Origin of the sequence: Burkholderia ubonensis (assembly GCF_001718695.1) — a bacterium.
Classification (GTDB): domain Bacteria; phylum Pseudomonadota; class Gammaproteobacteria; order Burkholderiales; family Burkholderiaceae; genus Burkholderia; species Burkholderia ubonensis_B.
On the sequence record NZ_CP013421.1, the window covers coordinates 245,924 to 264,902 of the forward strand.

General features: G+C 58.9%; 12 protein-coding genes and 4 pseudogenes. 9 read left to right on the forward strand and 7 right to left on the reverse strand.

Features of this window, described 5'->3' with window-relative positions; translation table 11 throughout:
* Positions 1-43: 43 nt before the first annotated feature.
* From WJ35_RS16200 to WJ35_RS16210, 3 genes are read right to left on the reverse strand one after another with little or no spacing between them, the layout of a single operon-like run.
* The gene (locus WJ35_RS16200) at positions 44-1,519 is read right to left on the reverse strand and encodes a TolC family protein (protein WP_011880203.1); all 1,476 of its coding nucleotides are present in this window, start codon (positions 1,517-1,519) and stop codon (positions 44-46) included.
* Entirely contained in the window at positions 1,509-2,927 is a 1,419-nt protein-coding gene (locus WJ35_RS16205) for an HlyD family type I secretion periplasmic adaptor subunit (protein WP_059475418.1), read from the reverse strand. The genes WJ35_RS16200 and WJ35_RS16205 overlap by 11 nt, the downstream gene beginning before the upstream one ends.
* Before the next feature lie 11 nt (positions 2,928-2,938).
* Positions 2,939-4,834 carry a type I secretion system permease/ATPase gene (locus WJ35_RS16210; RefSeq protein WP_080484351.1) on the reverse strand — a complete coding sequence of 632 codons (1,896 nt, stop codon included), beginning with the start codon at positions 4,832-4,834 and terminating at the stop codon, positions 2,939-2,941.
* A 2-nt stretch (positions 4,835-4,836) separates the two neighbouring features.
* Between WJ35_RS16210 and WJ35_RS16220 the strand changes: the two genes are divergently transcribed.
* Positions 4,837-6,011, forward strand: a protein-coding gene (locus WJ35_RS16220) for an IS3-like element ISBvi4 family transposase (RefSeq protein WP_155121863.1) whose coding sequence is annotated in 2 segments (ribosomal slippage) — positions 4,837-5,098 and positions 5,098-6,011 — 1,176 coding nt in all. Because the reading frame shifts where the segments join, the coding sequence is not laid out codon by codon here.
* Between the two features lie 226 nt (positions 6,012-6,237).
* Here the strand turns inward: WJ35_RS16220 and WJ35_RS32740 are convergent.
* The 3 genes and pseudogenes from WJ35_RS32740 to WJ35_RS16230 form a co-directional block, all read right to left on the reverse strand.
* Positions 6,238-6,426 (reverse strand): annotated as a pseudogene (locus WJ35_RS32740) (IS30 family transposase); the annotation flags it as partial.
* Between the two features lie 64 nt (positions 6,427-6,490).
* Positions 6,491-6,754 (reverse strand): annotated as a pseudogene (locus WJ35_RS16225) (transposase); the annotation flags it as partial.
* A 76-nt stretch (positions 6,755-6,830) separates the two neighbouring features.
* On the reverse strand, positions 6,831-7,442 hold the full coding sequence (locus WJ35_RS16230) for a response regulator (RefSeq protein WP_418219606.1): 612 nt from the start codon (positions 7,440-7,442) through the stop codon (positions 6,831-6,833).
* Between the two features lie 319 nt (positions 7,443-7,761).
* Here WJ35_RS16230 and WJ35_RS16235 point away from each other — a divergent pair, with 319 nt between their 5' ends.
* The 3 genes and pseudogenes from WJ35_RS16235 to WJ35_RS30260 form a co-directional block, all read left to right on the forward strand.
* Positions 7,762-8,742 (forward strand): hypothetical protein, encoded by a 981-nt coding sequence (locus WJ35_RS16235; RefSeq protein WP_155121926.1) that lies wholly within the window; start codon positions 7,762-7,764, stop codon positions 8,740-8,742.
* Complete coding sequence (locus WJ35_RS16240; protein ID WP_069239513.1) at positions 8,742-10,829, forward strand: hybrid sensor histidine kinase/response regulator; 2,088 nt, start codon at positions 8,742-8,744, stop codon at positions 10,827-10,829. Before WJ35_RS16235 ends, WJ35_RS16240 begins: the two co-directional genes overlap by 1 nt.
* Positions 10,830-10,907: 78 nt before the next feature.
* Positions 10,908-11,312, forward strand: a pseudogene (locus tag WJ35_RS30260) (IS701 family transposase); the annotation flags it as partial.
* On the opposite strand, the pseudogene WJ35_RS16245 reads toward WJ35_RS30260, so the two are convergent.
* Positions 11,291-11,773, reverse strand: a pseudogene (locus tag WJ35_RS16245) (DNA polymerase Y family protein); the annotation flags it as partial. The pseudogenes WJ35_RS30260 and WJ35_RS16245 overlap by 22 nt on opposite strands.
* A gap of 312 nt (positions 11,774-12,085) precedes the next feature.
* Between WJ35_RS16245 and WJ35_RS16250 the strand changes: the two are divergent.
* From WJ35_RS16250 to WJ35_RS30265, 5 genes are all read left to right on the forward strand, one after another.
* Positions 12,086-12,682, forward strand: coding sequence for a fimbrial protein (locus WJ35_RS16250; RefSeq protein WP_230459704.1), 597 nt, complete (start codon positions 12,086-12,088; stop codon positions 12,680-12,682).
* A 68-nt stretch (positions 12,683-12,750) separates the two neighbouring features.
* Entirely contained in the window at positions 12,751-13,470 is a 720-nt protein-coding gene (locus WJ35_RS16255) for a molecular chaperone (RefSeq protein WP_069239516.1), read from the forward strand.
* A gap of 119 nt (positions 13,471-13,589) precedes the next feature.
* On the forward strand, positions 13,590-16,079 hold the full coding sequence (locus WJ35_RS16260) for a fimbria/pilus outer membrane usher protein (protein WP_069239517.1): 2,490 nt from the start codon (positions 13,590-13,592) through the stop codon (positions 16,077-16,079).
* Positions 16,080-16,614: 535 nt separating this feature from the next.
* Positions 16,615-17,292, forward strand: a complete 678-nt coding sequence (locus WJ35_RS16265; protein ID WP_080484354.1) for a fimbrial protein — start codon at positions 16,615-16,617, stop codon at positions 17,290-17,292.
* Positions 17,293-18,098: 806 nt separating this feature from the next.
* Positions 18,099-18,803: a response regulator transcription factor gene (locus tag WJ35_RS30265; RefSeq protein WP_080484355.1), complete on the forward strand. Its 705-nt coding sequence runs from the start codon at positions 18,099-18,101 to the stop codon at positions 18,801-18,803.
* The last annotated feature ends 176 nt before the right edge of the window (positions 18,804-18,979 follow it).

Here is an 18,979-nt window from a genome sequence, read left to right on the forward strand (position 1 = left end):
AGGAGATACGTCACGCGGGCACATCTCGGCATTGCTCTCTCCCTCAACCGGGGAAATTGATGCTTGCTTCGTGCGGGGTTGTCCTTTCAGTGAAACTCCACATCCCCAAACGCCCCAATTTTGATGCGAGCTGCAGCCGCGCCGATCGCCAGTCGGTCAGTGCCTGAATTCGCTGTCTTTTCGCGTTTGCCAGCGCTGACTGTGCATTGAGCAATTCGAGGATACTGCCCACACCGATCTGATACCGGCGTTGTGCCGCCTCGTACGAATGCTGGGCGAGCGTCAACAGGTTCGCGCTGTTATCTAGGTTCTTCGTCGCGCTTTGCAGCGACTGATACGCGTTCCACACGTCAAGTCCGACTTGTTGTCGCGCTTCGGCGAGTAAGTCGATTTGCAACTCGGTCTGGGCCTCGGCTTGCCGTACCTGATAGGTTCGCGCGAATCCCTCAAAGAACGGGATCGTCACCTGGAACCCAAGGTACCATTCCCGGTGCGTCGCGGGAAATACTGGAAACCCGAGCTGCAAGCTCGTCGGCTGATTGTTGAAATTGTACTGGGCTACCAGATTCAGGCGCGGCAACCCTTCGGCCCGCGTCTGCGCCGCCTTGGCCCGTGCAGCTTCTACTTGAGCCACAGCCGCCGCGACCCCTGGATAGTGCTGCTGCGCGTCCTCGATCAGCGCGGCCACCGAATTGCCGAATTCGTGGTCTGGCTTCACGCCGTCGCTGACATCCGGCAGCGTGATCGGCGTCGCCGGATCGAGGTTCATATCGGACGCGAGCGTGCCAACGGCACTTGCCCAATCACTTTCGGCCTTCGTACGGCTCACGACGGCTTCCGCATAGGCAGTCTGCGCTTGCAATTGATCGCTTATCGCGGCCACGCCGCGATCGGTACGTGCGGTCGCCGCGTCGGCGCTGGTCTTGGCGGTGTGTTCGACCTCGCGGGCCGCCGCGAGCGTCCCTTGCGCAGCTTGCGCTGCATAATAATCCTTGGCGACGTTACCGAACACCGTTTGCAATGTCGCGAGCTGATTCGCTTGCGCGGCGGCCAGCAGTTCGTTTGCGTTGCGCAATGCGGCTGCACGCCCACCGAAATCGTACAGCACCCAACTGAGCGACACGCTCGCATTCTGCAGGTTCTTGCCGTAGTTCGAGTCGTACTGCGGGTATCCCGTGACGTGATTGCGTGCAATGTCGCGCGTACCCTGCCAATTGCCGTTGATGGTCGGCAGGAAGCCGGCTCGTCCGACGCCGACGGCCGCCGCCTGGATCTTGACGTTCGCCCAAGCCTGTCGGGTTTTAGGATGATCACAGAGGGCGCGCTCGACGGCATCCTGCAATCTCAGCGGTGCAGGTAGTTCGCCAAACGTGCATACGCCATTGCCGGCCCCGAGCAGGTCAACGGCGGGCGTCGTCGGCACGACGTTGTCCGTGTGCAGCGGATCGAACGCCCACGTCGTCGTTGCGCTCGCCATGCCGATCGCGAGCGCGACAATCATTCGTTGCTTAACGCTCACGCAGACTCTCCTGGCCAGTCTGGATCACCGGATCGAGGAAGTAATGCGCGACGCTACGCTTACCGGTCTTGATTTCGGCCGACACCGACATGCCCGGCGTCAGGTTGATCCACGTATCGTTGGCCCGGATCCGATTCGTCGCCAGGCGGATGCGAACCGGGAACGTCAGCCCGCTCTTGCGATCAGGCACCGCGTCGTTGGAGACAGTTTGGACGGTACCATGCAGGAACCCGTAGCGCGTGTACGGGAACGCTTCGATCTTGACGACGGCCGGTTGCCCGACCTTCACGAACCCGATGTCCTTATTCTCGATGTCCGCCTCGACTTCGAGCATGTCATCCGGCACGATCTCCATGACGGGCGAGGCCGCCGTCGCAACACCGCCCAGCGTATGGATCTTGAGTTGCTGCACGGTGCCGGCAACAGGCGCTGTCAGGCTCAGCAGCTTCTGGCGCGTGTCAGCCTTTGTTTCGTCGTTGCGGCTTTGCGCAAGCTGCTGGTTTGCCTTGTCCAGCGCATCGAGCTGCTGTCGGCGGTATTCGGACGTAAGCGCCGCGACCTCGGCACGCTGTTGTACGATCGCGGCCGCCAGTTCCTGCGCGTGGCTGCGTTGTGCCGCCAGCTCATGCTCCTGGTTCAGCGCCGTTTGCTCCTTGTCCAGATAGTCGGTGCGCGCGACGTATTTATCGGCTACCAGAGACGCATAGTCGTTCGCTTGTCGGCGGGCCAAAGGTGCGGTCGCTTCCAGCTTCGCGATCTGCTGCCGCGTAGTACCGAGTTCGGCGTCGCGCTTCAGCAGTTCGGCTTGAGCGCTGTGCAGTTTGTCGCGGTACTCGAAGTAGATGCCATCAGCGAGGTGCTGCGCTTCGAGCTGCTGCGCGTCACTCGCGTCGTCGATCTTCGTCAGCGTCGGCGATGTGCCTGCACTCTGCGCCTGCAATAATGCGCGACTTCTCTCGGCCATCAACGCGGCGTCAAGGCGGCTTTGACGGGCCTTGTCGGCATCGGCAGCCGCTTGCGTCGTGTCAAGCTCCATCAACAAGTCACCCGCCTGCACGCGTTGACCATCGCGCACCAGGATGCGGCGCACGACTCCGGTAAGCGCCGGCTGGATCGTTTTAACTTGCTGCTTCGGAATCAACTTGCCAGGGGCGACGGCCACAATGTCTAGCTTGCCGATCAGCGCGATCAGCACGACCAAGACGGCCAGCGCGACAACGATTCGCATTGTCCACATTGGCAGCGGATGGACGGGCGTTTCGACCAATTCGAGATGCGCCGGCAGAAAAGCGCGTTCGTGGGGTAATTTCATCCGGGTATCGTTTTCGTGGCGGGCGTGCCACGCTTCGCGAAAAACCGTCGCATACCGACCCAACAGGGCAATGAGCGCCTGAAATTTCATGTTCATAGCGGCGGCGATCAGGCGTTTTGCAGCGCGACAAGGTGCGCGTAGTAGCCGCGCTTTTGGAGCAAGGTCTCGTGCGTGCCCTTTTCGACAATCCGCCCCTTGTCCATCGCGATGATGTGGTTCGCATGCCGGACCGAGCTGAGCCGGTGCGCGATGATGATCACCGTGCGTCCCGCGCACATTGCCTTCATGTTGTTCTGAATAATGTGCTCGGTCTCGAAATCGAGCGCGCTCGTCGCTTCGTCGAAGATCAGGATGCGTGGGTTCGTTACCAGCGCTCGCGCAATGGCGATCCGCTGGCGCTGACCGCCAGACAGATTGGCCCCCTGTTCGCCCACCATCGTGTCGTAGCCTTCCGGTAACTCCGAGATGAAATCGTGAGCGCCCGCGAGTTGCGCGGCGCGAATCACGATGTCCAGCGACGCGGCCGGATCCGTGACGGCAATGTTCTCGCGAATCGAACGATTGAACAGGCGGTTCTCCTGCAGCACGACGCCGATTTGCCGGCGCAGCCACGCCGGTTCAGCGAGCGCCAGGTCGATACCATCGATGCGCACGCGTCCTTGTTCGGGCAGGTAGAGGCGCTGCACGAGTTTCGTCAGCGTGCTCTTGCCCGACCCCGAGCGTCCCACAATGCCAATGACTTCCCCTGCGGCGATGTCGAGCGATACGTCATCGAGAATGGCCGGTCCGTCTGAGCGGTAGCGACAGCGGACCGATTGGAAGCTGATATTGCCCCGCACGGCGGGCAATGTCTGTCGGCTCTGTGCGAGCTCAGTTCGGGTGTTCAAGATGTCGCCCAGGCGGCTCATCGAGACGCCGACCTGCTGAAAATCCTGCCAGAGCTGCGCGAGCCGCAACACCGGCGCGGCGACATGCTGGGACATCATGTTGAACGCAACGAGCTGGCCGACGGACAATCGGCCTTCAATGACCAGACGTGCGCCCAAATACAGCGTCACCAGCGAGACGAGCTTGCCGACCAGCTGGATGAGCTGTTGACCGATATTGCCGAGCGTCGTCACGCGAAAGCCGGCGGCCACGTAGCCCGCGAGCTGATTGTCCCAACGGCGTGTAAATTGCGGCTCGATCGCCATGGACTTGACGGTCTCGACACCCGACACGGTTTCGACCAGAAAAGACTGGTTATCCGCCGTGCGCGCGAATTTCTCATCGAGCCGCTTGCGCAGGATCGGCGTGATCAGCATCGAGATGCCTGCATAGACCGGCAGCGAGACGACCACAACCAGCGTCAGCCAGACGCTGTACAGGCACATGACCGCGATAAAGATGATCGAAAAGAACAAATCGATGACGGCCGTGAGTGCTTGCCCGGTCAGAAAGCTGCGAATGTTCTCAAGCTCGCGCACGCGAGCCACCGTGTCACCGACGCGGCGCGCGCCGAAGTACGCCAGCGGCAAGGTCAACAAGTGCCTGAACAGCTTCGCGCCGAGCTCGACATCGATCCGGCTCGCAGTATGGGCCACGTAATTGCGCACACCCGTCAGCAGAATTTCGAACACGCCACTGACGAGCAGTGCGACACACACCACGTTCAGCGTTTCGAAAGCCCGATTGACCAGCACCTTGTCCATTACCACCTGAAACATCAGGGGCGAGATCAGCGCGAACAACTGAAGCGCCGCGGACACTGCCGTCACTTCGAGAAGCAAGCGGCGATACTTGACGATGGCGGGCACGAACCACGAAAAATCGAAGTGCGCGAGCGTGCTGGCCAACGACGCGCGCGAGGTCAACAGCAAGAGCTGTCCACCGGTTCGCGCCATAACGTTTGCCGGGGAAGTCACTTCCGTCTGCTGGGCTCCGGCTTCGACGATTAGCGCCTTGTTGAGGCCGGTCGGAAAAAATGGAAGCCAACGTTTCGTAAAATCGAGAAACGGAGGCATGGATGAATCGAATTCCAAGAGCGGTCTATACGAAGGAGCTTCGCGACGAAGCGGTCAAGTTGGCGTTGGCCGAAGGTGTGGGGGTATCGGAAGCTTCCCGGCGCTTGTCGATCCCAATCAAGACGCTGGCAAACTGGGTGCGCGCGGCGAAGGCCGGTAAGCTGAAAGATGTCGGCCGGCACCAGAGGCCACTGACGGAAATGGAGGCCGAGCTGGCGCAGGTCAAGCGCGAACTGGCCGAGGTCAAAATGGAGCGCGATCTGCTAAAAAAGTTCGCGACGTACTTCGCGAAGGAGTCGCGGTGAAGTACGGCGTGATCGAACAAATGCGACAGGACTATCCCGTGCCGCCGATGTGCCGCGTGCTGGGTGTATCGGTGAGCGGCTACTATGCGTGGCGCAAGCGCGGGCCGTCCGAAAGAACGCAGCAGGAGCCTCGCCTGGAAGCGGAGGTACTTGCGGCACATCAGCGAACTCGGGAAAGCTTCGGGCCCGAGCGCCTGAAGCAACATCTCGATGAACGTGGCGTGCGAATCGGCGTGCACCGGATCAGGCGACTGCGTAGAAAACTGGGACTGCGCTGCAAGCAGAAACGCCGGTTCAAGGCCACGACGAATTCGAAGCACGACCTGCCTGTCGCGCCGAATCTGTTGAACCAGGATTTCTCAGTGACCGCGCCCAATCAGGCCTGGTGCGGTGACATCACCTATATCGCGACCGACGAGGGCTGGCTGTATCTTGCCGGCCTGAAGGACCTGTACAGCGGCGAAATCGTCGGCTATGCGATGAGCGAACGTATGACGAAAAATCTGGTCATGCAGGCACTGTTTCGCGCTGTCGCAACCCGACGACCGCCGGCGGGCCTGATTCATCATAGCGACCGTGGGTCGCAATATTGTGCGCTGGCTTATCAAGCACTCATCGGCCAGTTTGACATGCGCGCGTCGATGAGCCGCCGTGGCAACTGCTACGACAACGCGCCCATCGAATCCTTCTGGGGAACGCTGAAGAATGAACTGGTCTATCATCAACGCTTCGCCACGCGCGAGCAGGCGCGCCTGGCGATCAGCGAATACATCGAAATCTTCTACAACCGGCAGCGCACGCAGGCGCGTCTGAACTACCAATCGCCTGTCGCGTTCACGCAGCGCTTCTATTTGAATCAGATCGCTGCTTAACCCGTTGGCCTCCACGAATTCCGTCCGACCTCACTCTGTCCACAACTCCTATCGTGGACACGACCGGTCATTCGTGTCCTTCATAGGACATCATGGCACTCGTCACCGAGCGTTCACAGACGGTACTGGTCTCGTGCTTACCCTCGATGCATATGAGGCCATGGCCGTGGAACTTGCTTGTTCGCCAGACAAGCTTGGCGCAATCAGGCAAAAGCTCCATGTGGCAAAGGACCCGGGTCGACCGCTTCCTTGCCGTTGGCATGATGCCGCCGTGGGGTCGAACAATCGCGTGAATGGATGCTGCATGCTTGCCTAGCGAGCGGCCGATGTCGCTTAACGACTCACCGTCTTTCCATCTTTGCCACAACAACGCTTTTTGTCCGGCGGATAGCCCACACCGCTTCTTCTTGCTCACCTACCTTACCTCCTGGGGCGACATTAGACCAGAAGGTGTTGCGATGACTAGTTGAACGCGCCGCCGCTTTTTTTGCGATCTCAAGTTCCATTTGCAGGCGCTTGATCTCGGCGCGCATGCGCGAAAGCTCCATCTGCTCCGGCGTAACTGGCTTCGCTCCGGCTCCATTCAGCTTGCCCGACGCCTCGGCCTTTACCCAGTGGCGCAGCGTCTGCTCCGACATGCCCAGTTCCCGGGCCACCATAGCAAAGCCCTGGCCGTCCTTGACCCGCTGCACGGCTGCAACCTTGAATTCCGGCGTGTACGATTGTTTCGGTACCTTGAACATCCCTGATTCCCTTCCTTTCCGTCGAGTTTATACATGACTCGATGGAAGGCGAAATTTCAGGGGAAGCTCAATGAACCTAACTTTTCGGGGCGGGCGGAGAGGTAACCAATCCGCTTTCGAGTGCGTACCGGATAAGTTCAGCATCGCCCCCAACGCCGAGTTTTTCCATTGCCATCGCCTTCTGCGTGCTGATAGTTTGCTTGCTGCGATTCAGCCGCTTAGCGATCTCGGTAATCGATAGACCTGATGCAAATAGCCGCGCAACTTCGAGTTCGCGTGGAGACAGCAGCTGCCCGATGTTCACGGCTTCGTTGCCCGTCACAACCTTCTCGATGGTCGGGGACAAGTATGAGCCGCCCGCATAGCTGCTATGGATAGCCGTGATGATGTGGCCAGTGACATCCGATTTGCTGAGGATGGAGTTAATCCCGACTGACATAAGCGCACGTATGACTGCCGGACTATCCATCATCGTCAGTGCGACGATGCCAACATGCTGGAAATGGCGCCGCAAGTGTTCGAAGAGCGCTAGTCCATCGACGCTCTCGCCACTGGGCATTGAGTAGTCGGAAACTACCACGTCGCATGGCTGCTTCTCGAGCGTGGCAATCAGTTCTGGCGCGTTCCGGCAGGTCGCAACGATTTCGATCGTAGAGACGTGCTCCAGCGTATAAACGAGACCGCTCAATATAGTAGGATGATCGTCTGCGATTACGACCTTAATCGAAAACTCGTTTCTAGCCCTCACGATTTCCCCGTCATATGTTCTTGCCGATTACGATTCTCCTAGCATCTCCGATCGCTCGCCACGCCAGGAGGTGAAGCATACTAGGATATGCTCCCTGTAGTGTATTCAATCTCGGCCGGCTGGCAACCTCCCGCTCGCCCGTGGGCTGGGTGGGCTGTGCACGAGGTCCTCCGTTCCCGCGTCGCGAACCGTGACAGCACGCCGAGGACTGCGACATGCAAACTCACCTAGCATCAAGCGTAATCGATATTTGCCAGCCATGCGTCCATCATCACCTGCCAGTTTTCTCGCCCGCTTTCGCGTCCATCATCGGAACGTTCTGTTCTTGGGCGCGGCCGCGCTGACGCTCTTCATCTTGTTCGCATTCGTGCTGGCGCTCATCGGGTTCGCCCGAGAGGAGCTTAACGATGAGCGGAAAGCGTTCCAGCGTAATCTGGGGCGCGTCATGGACATCGCCCGGGCGAGTGAAACCCGGGTTCGCATTGTCGCGACGGGAATCGAGGCCGCGTGGGAGAGCGCCGGCTCAGGAGACGAGAACGATGTGAGGACGTTCGAGGCACAAGGCGGTCGGATTGTGTTCCCCGCAGGCCCGGGTGCGCGCGGTGCACTTGTTCTCCGTCTTTCCAGCATACAGCGAGCGGACGGTGAATCGGAGGAACATTTCCTTGCCGTCACGAAGAACACTGCTGGCTCGAGCGGTAATCTGGTGAAGACGATGAACGACGCCGTCGACCTTCGATGGGGACTGGGCGGCTATATCGTCACGCCGAGCGCTTCCATGGTTGGTATCAATCCGCTGCCCGATGTATTAAGTCCACAGGCGCAGCGCACCATACGGGATCCGCTCCGTCTGTTGAGCTACTACGGAACGGGACTCTCGAATCTTGCCCCCTGGGCTATTGCGCAGCAAGGCGGCGCCCGGTCACTCCGCTGGCTGCCTCCAGCGATTGATCCTCTGAGCGGGAGATCGAAGTTCCGTGTCCTGGCGCTCGTTAAGGTGAACCGCCGACCGTCCGCAGTCGTAGCGGGCGAATTCAGCCCGGAGCGACTACTCGATCGATTAGTGCCAGGGTCATTTCCCGGTGCGTATTGGGTCTTCGACGAGCGCACTGAGCCGGTGACTAGCACGGTATCCGGTCGATTCGGGGGGGGGAGATCAGGCACGTTGTGGGCGGTTGCCGGAAATCGGCTCCGGCGCCGGGCGACGCTGCCGAGACATACGGCGACGGCAACCTATTGATGTGTGCGCCGCTTGGCGCGACCGGATGGACGCTGGTCTATTCGTTGCCAATTCAAATCGTCGCCGCTCGCGTTGCGCGGGATATTACGGCACCTGCCATTGTCACCGGCCTCGCCATCGTCCTGTTGTGGGTCTTTGTCTTTCTGTTCAATCGCAGGATTCTCGCGCCACTGTTCGAGCGCTCGCAGCGCATATTCGAAAGCGAGCATCTGAGTCGGACTCTGATCGAAACCGCACCGGTCGGACTGGCGCTTGTCAACGCGAACAGTCATGGAGTGTTGCTGGAAAGCGCACATATGCAGGCACTCGAAAGGCGCATTGCGACGGCGGTTGGCGCCGGGATCGGCGACGTACTCAACTATCATGCACCTGCCGCATTTGAAGCGTCGCGCCGCGGTGAATCACCGGCATTCGATTTCGAGCTGAACCTGCCCACCGAAGACGGCACCATGATCGATGTTGCCGCGAAATTGGCCCCGTCTCGTTACCAAGGGCAACCGGTGGTCGTGGCGGCGCTGACGGATGTCACGTCTGACAGACAACTGGCACGTCAGCTTGCTGCCGCCAAGCAGGCAGCGGACAGTGCAAACGCAGCTAAGAGTGCATTTGTTGCCTCGATGAGTCATGAAATCCGGACGCCGCTGAATGGGATTCTTGGCCATCTTGAGCTGCTTGAGCGGCTGCCGCAGGCTGCGCCGGTCGCTGCGCGGGTGCGGATCATTACGTCATCGTCGCGGGCCTTGCTGGGGATACTCGACGACATCCTTGACTTTTCGAAAATCGAGGCAGGCGAGATGAGTTTCGAATCGATCCGGTTCGATGCGGCGGAACTCATTCGCGAGGCGATCATGATGTTCATGCCGCTCGCGCAGCGCAAGCAGCTGGAATTGAAAGCCTCGATCGATCCGGCGCTTCCGCGGTACGTCATCGGCGATCCTGGGCGAATCCGTCAGATCTTCGCAAACCTGCTGGGTAACGCTATTAAGTTCACGGATCGCGGGCACGTCTCAATCGACGTGGGCATGGGCGAGGGTGGAGCAGCATCGCGGCTCGTGATCCGCGTGACCGACACCGGGATCGGCATTCCGTCGGACCGTCTGGCACGCATCTTCGATGCATTCGAGCAGGTTGACGTGTCGGTTACGCGTCGATTTGGCGGAACGGGGCTGGGGCTGGCACTGTGCAAACGCATGGCTGAGGGCATGGGCGGCTCGATCGACGTGGCCAGCGAGGTGGGCCATGGCAGTGTCTTTACGGTGATGCTGCCGATTCTCCCGTACATCGGAGCGATGCCGGTACACGCTGTTGGGTCGCAAGCGACGGAGGTAGAGCCAGATACGCGCGGCATCCACGTGCTCGTGGTGGAAGACCACGAAGTGAATCGCGAACTGATTCGCGAGCAGCTCGCTGCACTGGGCTATACGAGTGACATCGTTGAGAACGGTCTGATCGCGCTGCGACACTTCAATGAGCGGCACTACGATCTTGTGCTAACTGACCTTGCGATGCCCGTCATGGATGGCTATACACTTGCTGCTTGCCTACATAGTCAAGGCGCGCGGACACCGATCATTGCAATCACGGCTGACGTCACCGCTACCGATTCACAGCGGTTTCGCGAGGCAGGCATATCCGGCATCCTACTCAAGCCGATGTCGCTTGCCTCGATCGATGCGGCAGTGCGGCGCTATCTGATGCTAGCGGCTGATCCTCGGGCAGCGGCGGCGATCGAAACGGTGCCCGGGCATGCGGCTTCGGTGCTATCGGATGAATCGCGAACCACATTGGAGCGGCTCACCGCTGAATCGCTTCAGTCGGCGGAGGCAGCGATGGCGCAAGGTGACCGGGCGACGATATCAGCGCAGATTCATTCTATTAAGGGGGCATTCTCGATGATTCATGTCGGAGAAGTCGTCGACGCATGTTCGAAACTTGAGGCGTTGCTCGCCGGTGATTCGAACACCGCTTCCCGTGATATCGAGGAGACGCTGTCGGACGTGAAGAGACGAGTATCCTCCGCACTGGCTGCAACAGCGCGAAGCGAAGAAGTCGGCCAGCTTGGGGACGGCTCAGGAAACGGGGAATAGAGCACGTCTAATCTTACTGTGTCAATAAATTCATGCCATTATAGAAATTTATTCATCCATGGCGTGAGGAATGATGGACTGGGAGAGACGTCATTCGAGGCGTATCTGGAACATTTGTGTGAAGCGCTTGGGCATAACGATCGCGACTCAGGATTGAGGGGCTATTGCCAAGGGCTGATGCTGCCAATTCGGCGCAAGAGCGTCGAGCCGCTGGCGGCACATCTGGAACCGGAACGTGTAAGCGCGCGACACCAGTCGCTGCATCATTTCGTGGTGAAGTCGGAATGGTCCGATACGGCGCTTTTCGAGCAAGTGCGGCGCTGGGTGCTGCCGCACATGGACCCGGCTGGCGGGTTGTACTGGATCATTGACGACACGGGTTTCCCCAAGAAGGGTAAGCATTCGGTCGGCGTAGCGCGGCAATACTGCGGCCAACTGGGCAAGCAGGACAACTGTCAGGTTGCGGTGAGCCAGCCGGTCAGCTGCAGGATCAGCCGGCGCGCGACGAACAGCAGCGCCTCGGCGTGCTCGACGCGGTCCATCAGTTCGACGCGCGTGTCGAACGACGGCGGCGTTTCTAGCCAGTCGTAGGCGGCCGGCGCGGTGCCGGCGACCTGGTCGAGCCAGTCGAGCAGTTGCGTGCCGCATCGTTTCTTCAACCCAGCGCGCGGCAAGCGCTGCAGATCGGCGAGCGTTTCGCAGCCGAGATCCTCAAACCAGTTCGCATAGCGCCGGGCGTCCGGCGCCACGATGAGAGGCACGCGCGCGAGCGCGCGGATGCCGTGAAAGAGGCGCAGGCCCGCCGTCACGTCGAGTACCACCACGGCTTCGTCGGCGTCGACGACGCTCGGTGTGAACTGCAGGAGCGCATAAGCAACCCCAAGCACGAGTTCGCGCTCTCGAGCGGCGCGATCGAGCGCCACGACGCGGCCGCCCTCGAGCACGACGAGCCCCCGCGCATCGCCCGGCGATGGCGATCGGCCTGGGCGGTGCAGAGATCGCTTGTCACGCCTGCTGTCCTTCGCCAGTAAAAGCGTACGCGCATAGCACCGTTCCTTGATGCAGTTTGACCCCGGGAGATTGAAAAATCCATTTAACATTCAATGGATTAAAGCGGCGAAAAATTGATATTCGTACTCGTCCTATATATAGAGGGCCAAATATCGTTCACGAACTAGATACAAAGCATCGGTGAATTGGCATCATTGACCTCGCTCTGTAAGGAGTTTGTCAATCACCTTTCATTGGAGAAAAGCGTGGCTCTCAACAAGAAATTCATCGCATTCGCAGCAGTCGCAGGTATGTTCGCAGCAGGTTCGGCCATGGCAGCCGACGGTACGATCAACTTCACGGGCAACATCACCGCGGCGTCGTGCTCGATCACCGGCGGTGCTGGCACGAACGTGACTGGCGAGAAGGGCAACCAGGACATCGCGGTCAACCTCGGCACGGTCAGTGCGGATTCGATCGGCGGCACCGCTGGTTACGGCATCGCAGGCGGCACGTCGATCGATCTGAGCCTCGACTGCGGCAACACGGCGACCGATTTGACGCTCGTTAAGGTGAAGTTCGACGCGAAGTCAGGTTCGGGCCTCGACGGCAAGAACAACAACCTGCTGCAGATCTCGGGCACGGCCACGGGCGTCGGCATCGGCATCTATGATGGCAATAACAAGCTGCTGAACCTGGCGGCAAACGAGACGATCGATGCACCGCTGGTCAAGGGCGGCACGGCTGAAGCGCCGACCTACGCCGCAGCTCTGAACATGCGTGCTGGCTACGTCGCGAACGGCGACAAGATCGGCGCTGGTACCGCCAACGGCACGCTGCCTTTCACGCTGACCTACGAGTAAATCCCCCAATCGAGCGGTGAAACGGCACGGCGTGCCGTTTCACCGCCGCCTCCAGAGTTAAATCCGCCATGAAGAAATCGCTCATTGCAGGGCTGGTCGCGGCCGGCTCGATACTGTTCCTCTCAATTTCGTCGCATGCCGGCGTTTCGTTGTCTGGCACGCGCATCGTTTATCCAGCGAAGAGCAAGGAAGCGTCAGTCGTCGTCAAGAATCAGTCGCCGGACGACGTGATGATCCAGTCCTGGATCGAGTTGCCGAATGGCACGAAAGGCGATCTGCCCTTTGCAATCACGCCGTCGTTGAGCCGCCTGGGCGGCGACAAGCAGCAGATCCTGCGCATCTTTTATGCGGGTGAGGGGCTCGCTACCGATCGTGAGTCGGCGTTCTGGCTCAACGTGCAGGAGATCCCGCAGAAGTCCAAGAGCGACAACACGCTGCAGATCGCCGTGCGTCAGCGCATCAAGTTCTTCTACCGGCCTGCCGATTTGTCCGGAGAACCCTCAGATGCGCCGGGCCAGCTGAAGTGGCGTTGGAGCGAGGGTAGCGGCAAGCCGGCGCTGGAAGTCGTCAACGACTCCCCTTACTTCGTGTCGCTGGGTCACGTGAATCTCAAGGCGGGCGCAAACACGTATCCTGTCGTCGCTGAAATGATCGAACCGAAATCGTCGAAACGCCTGGCCGTCAAGAATCTCGTTGGAAAGGCGCTGCCGGCGAATGCGAAGGTCGAGTTTGGGTCGATCAACGATTTCGGCGCGACAGTCGACACTCAGTCAGACGTGACGAAATAGCTCCCGCGTGACATGAGGATGGCCGTGTCTATCGCGGCACATTAATCAGTTTTACTAATTAAAAAAGGGCGCGCATTTCTGATGCCTCCACCGAGGAGAAAGAGCTCGCAATCCACGTCATGAACACAACTGTCAAGAAAATCGCAGAGGCTTGTCGGCGTGCGTCCTATCTGATGGCGCTCGGTGTCGCTATGACCCCCGTGGCTGGGCAAGCAGCAGAGTTCAACGAGTTGTTCCTCAAGAAGGGGGACGGTCCCGTCGAGCTTTCGTATTTCGAAAAGGGTAGTTCGGTTGCGCCGGGCATCTACGATGTGGATGTGTCGTTGAATCAGCGACGTGCAAGACGTGAGTCGGTCCTGTTCAAGGCCGATGCGTCGGGTGAGGTTCGCCCGGTGATCACGTTCGGCTTGTTGAAGGCGCTGGGCGTCGACGTGAATCGCCTCGAGCGCGAGCACAAACTGGCAGCAGGGCTGGCGGACGACTCGCCGGTCGATCTCGGCACACTTGCCGACGGCGGATCAACGAGTTTCGACGTCGGCACACTGACGCTCGATGTCAGCGTGCCGCAGGCCTATGCGCCAACGCAAACGCGCGGCTACGTCGATCCGTCGCTTTGGGACCAGGGCATGACCGCCGCCTATTCGAACTATCAGGCGAACTTTAGTCACGATACGGATTCCGGATATCGCAGCGACTACGCGTATATCGGGCTGCGCAACGGCCTCAACATCGGCGCGTGGCGGTTGCGCAACGAATCTGCGCTGTCGTGGCGTCGCGGCAGTCCGTCCGATTTGGCGGCGAACCGCACCTATGTGGAACGCGACCTGCAGCACATCAAGGGGCGGCTGTCCGCGGGCGAGGTGTACTCGTCCGGTGAGATCTTCGACAGTGTACGCTTTCTCGGCGCGCAGATCAGTTCCGATACAGGCATGTTGCCGGACAACGAGGTCGGGTATGCGCCGGTCGTGCGCGGAATCGCCGAGAGCAATGCCGTCGTCGAAGTACGGCAGAACGGCTACGTGATCTATTCGACGTCCGTCACACCCGGGGCGTTCGAATTCCGGGACATTTACCCGAGCGGCTCGAACGGCGACCTTGAGATCAGGATCATCGAATCCGACGGCAGCGTGCGCACGTACCGGCAGTCCTATTCGTATCTGCCGGTCATGATTCGTAGCGGCACGATGCGCTATTCGTTCTCGGCCGGCCAGTATCGCGGCTATAGCCAGTCGCGGCCGATGTTCGCGCAGGGCACGCTGGTGTATGGCGTGTCCGACAACCTGACCGGCTATGGCGGTTTCATCGGCGCCGAGCGGTACGCGGCCATTGCGCTCGGGGTCGGATACAACTCGCCGCTGGGCGGCGTGTCGTTCGACATTACGCACAGCCAGTCGAACGCGACGGGCCGCAAGTCCAGCGGGCAAAGTTTTCGGTTCCTCTATTCGAAAACGCTGAAAGCGACGGAAACCACCTTCACGATGGTCGGCTACCGCTATTCGACCGATGGCTATCGTACATTCAGCCAGCACGTCGACGACCTCGATCGCCAGTGGGGGAGCGGGTATAACCGCCAGAAGAGTCGCGTCGACCTGAACATCAACCAGTCGCTGGGCACGGACGGGTCGGTGTACGCGAGTATTGGCGAGACGAGCTACTGGAGCCAGGGCGGGGCGAGCCGCAACATCCAGCTTGGCTACAGCGGCGCGCTGAAAAATCTCAGCTACAGCGTCGCGGTCGCACACGCACGGGATTCGGGTCCGTTCGGCCGCTCCGACACGCAGTTCACCGCGTCGATCAGCATTCCGCTCGGCGGCGGCGCCCGTTCGCATCGCATGTTCGCGAACACCGTGGCATCGACGAACGGCGACGTCAGTACGCAAGTCGGCGTGAACGGCTTCCTGAATGAAGCGAACACGGTCAACTACTCGGTCCAAGGCGACTACCGCAAGAATTCCGGAGGGTCGGGCGGTGTGGGCCTCGGCTGGGATACACCACTGGCCAAACTGACGACGAACTACAACCAGTCCGGTCAGGGCAAGCACATGAACGTCGGCGCCGCAGGTTCCGTCGTCGCGCACAGCGGTGGCGTGACGCTGGGCCAGACGGTTGGCGAGACGTTCGCGATCGCCGAAGTGCCGGGTGTGCGCGGTGCGCAGTTCTCGTCGTCATCGAGCATTAGCACCGATCGCAGCGGCTACGCGATCCTGCCGTATGTGCAGCCGTATCGCTACAACTGGCTCAGCGTCGACACCGAGAGCCTCGGTTTCGACACCGACCTGACCGACAACTCGAAGTCGGTGGTGCCAACGCGCGGCGCGATCGTGAAGGCGACGTTCTCAGCGGAGATGGGCCGCCGGGTCCAGTTCGACGTGACGACTGCGAATGGCGGCAAGGTACCGTTCGGCGCGACGGCCTACGACGAGAGCGGCAAGGTACTCGGCATGGTCGACGATGCATCACGCGTACTCGTGTTCGGCATCAAGGAGCAGGGGCGCATGTCGATTCGCTGGAGCGAGGGTTCGTGCGAAGGCAGCTATGCGTTGCCGGAACGGAAGAAGTCGGTTGCGTACGAGCGTGTGGCGATGGTCTGCCAAATGGATGGGCGCTGATCGGCATGCCGGCACGGGATGCAGTGGCGTGTCGATACAGGGATATCGTGAATGGAGCGTCAGCAGGCCTATCTCTATAGGCGATCTACTCAACACGCTGGTCGCGATCACATGTTTGCATGTGACATCGAGTACTATCGGTGGATACGCACAATCGGCCCAGGGCATGATCCAAACTCTTTTTTTGGAAAAATATTCCGATGAAAACATTGAAATATATATCACTTATTCTGGCGTCGGCGTTGCCGATTCATGCGATGGCTGCTGCCCAGTGCAATCCCGCTTCGACTATAACCAATTCACTAACTTACTATACCTATTCCACCACAGGCTTCAATCCACCGCCCTTCAATCCAGCCGATATTCCAATCGGCGGGGTAATATATGAAGGGAAGCCCACTGCAACGATCACAAATTCGGGGGGGGGCAGTTTGGGCCCCAAACGGTCTGCAGCCCGCAAGCTGAAGCTTGGTATGTGGGTGTCGGTACCCCCGGAGCAGACAATATCTACCCGACAACTGTGCCGAATGTTGGAATGCGAATTATTTTTGGAAATAAAACTGTGCCATTTTCAAATGGGCTTGTGGGGAAAAGTTTTTGGAGCAGAGAAGTTAATCCAACGATTCAATTAATTAAAACCGGGAACATAACCGCGGGTGGTTTAATGAGAGATCTTTACGCTCGCATTGCGGCGACCTCCCAGTCTGGTCCGTCGATGGTCGAATTTAGCTTCGCCACTCCAGTTAGTGTGGTACCCATGGTCCCAACCTGCGCGGTCACTACGAAGAGCATCACGGTAGCGATGGGGCAGACAATGGCCGCGACTACATTCACCGGTGTGGGTTCAACCTCACCATCCAAACCCTTCGAGATCCGTCTGTCCTGTTCGGGCGGCGCCCAGGGAACCGCGATCGCGGCGTATGTCACGCTGAGAGACGCAACGACTCCCACGAATACGGGGAAGATGCTGTCGCTTTCGAAGGGCTCTACGGCCGCCGGAGTGCGTATTGAGATTCTGAAGGATGACGAAGTGCTCGGATATGGCCCTGACTCTTCTGCGGAGGGAAACACCAATCAATGGTTCGGCGGGCTAGTGCAGCAAGGTGGGTCCGGGCTGGTCATACCGCTGTGGGCTCGTTACGTGCAGACAGCCGGGAGCGTGAAAGCGGGAACGGCAAATGGAGTTGCGACGTTCACGATGAGCTATCAATAAATCTCGTGTGCGACCTGTCATGCGCGACCTTCGTGATACCTGTCGAGCAAGCTGATGCTAGATCAAGGCCCCGGTTCGAACGAATTCGGGGCGAATGTTTGTTGCTCATAGATCGTCTATTCGAATAACGAGTCAATTCAGAATTGGCCTGCTCTAGCAGGCCATTCAATTACCGTCCGTCCTGACGTATTTTCCATTCTGCCGTTCACGACGATCGCCGCAAAGCGGTCGCTTTCGGCTTGCTCGGTCGATTCCAATGCGAATGGATCAACGTCGTGGGCTTTCCGGTGCCCACTCTGGGGCCTCAGGCTCTATGAGGGCGCAACGCGGTCAGCGATCTCAACCGCGTCAGGTCGCAGGCTGCAACCGTCAGGGGTAGCACTTGGTCCACTTTCTCGAAACCCCGAACCGCGACCTATCGAAACGCCTCTGCTGGTCCGCCACGTGGCCTCCACCGGCAAGATCGTTGTCCTGATGACTAACCTGTTCGACACCGTGCATTCCCGGCAGCCATCGTTCGTCACCTGTACTACCAGCGCTGGCGCATACGGGTCTTGCACTTCATTTTCGTACAAATACGATCGAAAGCACATCAAATAGCTGACATGTACGATATTCACATGGAAAAGCAATATGTAAACTGACTGTCAAATTGGCGGCGCGGGAAAGGGTTCCGGGTTTGAACTCTCCCAAGGCGCAAAGCGAAAGCTCGTGGGTATGGTAGCTAAAGCGTAATACACCTCTGCGTCGGCACGAAAGGAGGCGACCAGGCACGACGAACCACATAAATAGCAAGGCATGAACACATGAACTATTTCTCCATCCGCGTTGCAATTACCGACGATCATCCTTCTGTTCTGATCGGATTACAAAATATTCTCAAAAACGCTGGTCAGATAGATCTCATCGGCGCCTGCCAAAGTCCGGTCGATCTGATTGAAATGCTGCAGCGCACGCCGTGCGACGTTGTAATCTGCGAGTACACAATGTACACGGACAAATACTGTGGCGGACCCTGGCTCTTCGAATATCTCCAACGAGAATATCCGAACGTTGGTATTGTCGTTCTCACGACACTAAAGAATGCAGCCGTGATACACACTCTTCTGTCCCGGAAAAATCTTTCTGTGGTCAGTAAGGCCGACGCAATCGGCCATGTCATCACTGCAATTCATGCGGCCTTTGCGGGCGGGACATATAATTCGCCGACCATCAGATCGATTGCCGAGAGTATTTATACGAGCCGGCTCAATACGATTGCCGACCTGTCTCCAAAAGAAGCTGAGGTAATGAGCCTATTCGTGGCGGGCAATACCGTCACTGAAATTTCTTTCCTCCTGAAGCGCAGTAAGCAGACAGTCAGCTCGCACAAGCGAAGCGCGATGCGCAAGCTCGGGGTGTCAAACGATATAGAGTTTATTTCGTTCATATTGAATGGATTGGCTACGCATAATCCGAATGAGCAGCTGAATTTTCGAAGCGCGGGCGATGTGGAAGTGAATGCGCCTTGATGTCGGTCGTGACCAAGAATTCGAATTGAATTACTGGGGATCGACAAGTCAGTTGGCGTCTGGTTCAAATTCATCCGTCGCGTAAGGGGCATTTGTACACTTCATGAAAATTCTGGCACTTTGGATCGAAAATACCTTTCTGGCCAACTATTTGCAAAATCGTGTTTTGAAAAGAT

Bases quoted from the DNA above. Each gene is read 5' to 3' on its own strand.
- WJ35_RS16205 (WP_059475418.1), bottom strand. From the start codon at position 2,927: ATGAACATGAAATTTCAGGCGCTCATTGCCCTGTTGGGTCGGTATGCG.
- WJ35_RS16210 (WP_080484351.1), bottom strand. From the start codon at position 4,834: ATGCCTCCGTTTCTCGATTTTACGAAACGTTGGCTTCCATTTTTTCCG.
- WJ35_RS16235 (WP_155121926.1), top strand. From the start codon at position 7,762: ATGCGTCCATCATCACCTGCCAGTTTTCTCGCCCGCTTTCGCGTCCAT.
- WJ35_RS16240 (WP_069239513.1), top strand. From the start codon at position 8,742: ATGTGTGCGCCGCTTGGCGCGACCGGATGGACGCTGGTCTATTCGTTG.
- WJ35_RS16255 (WP_069239516.1), top strand. From the start codon at position 12,751: ATGAAGAAATCGCTCATTGCAGGGCTGGTCGCGGCCGGCTCGATACTG.
- WJ35_RS16260 (WP_069239517.1), top strand. From the start codon at position 13,590: ATGAACACAACTGTCAAGAAAATCGCAGAGGCTTGTCGGCGTGCGTCC.
- WJ35_RS16265 (WP_080484354.1), top strand. From the start codon at position 16,615: ATGCGAATTATTTTTGGAAATAAAACTGTGCCATTTTCAAATGGGCTT.
- WJ35_RS30265 (WP_080484355.1), top strand. From the start codon at position 18,099: ATGAACTATTTCTCCATCCGCGTTGCAATTACCGACGATCATCCTTCT.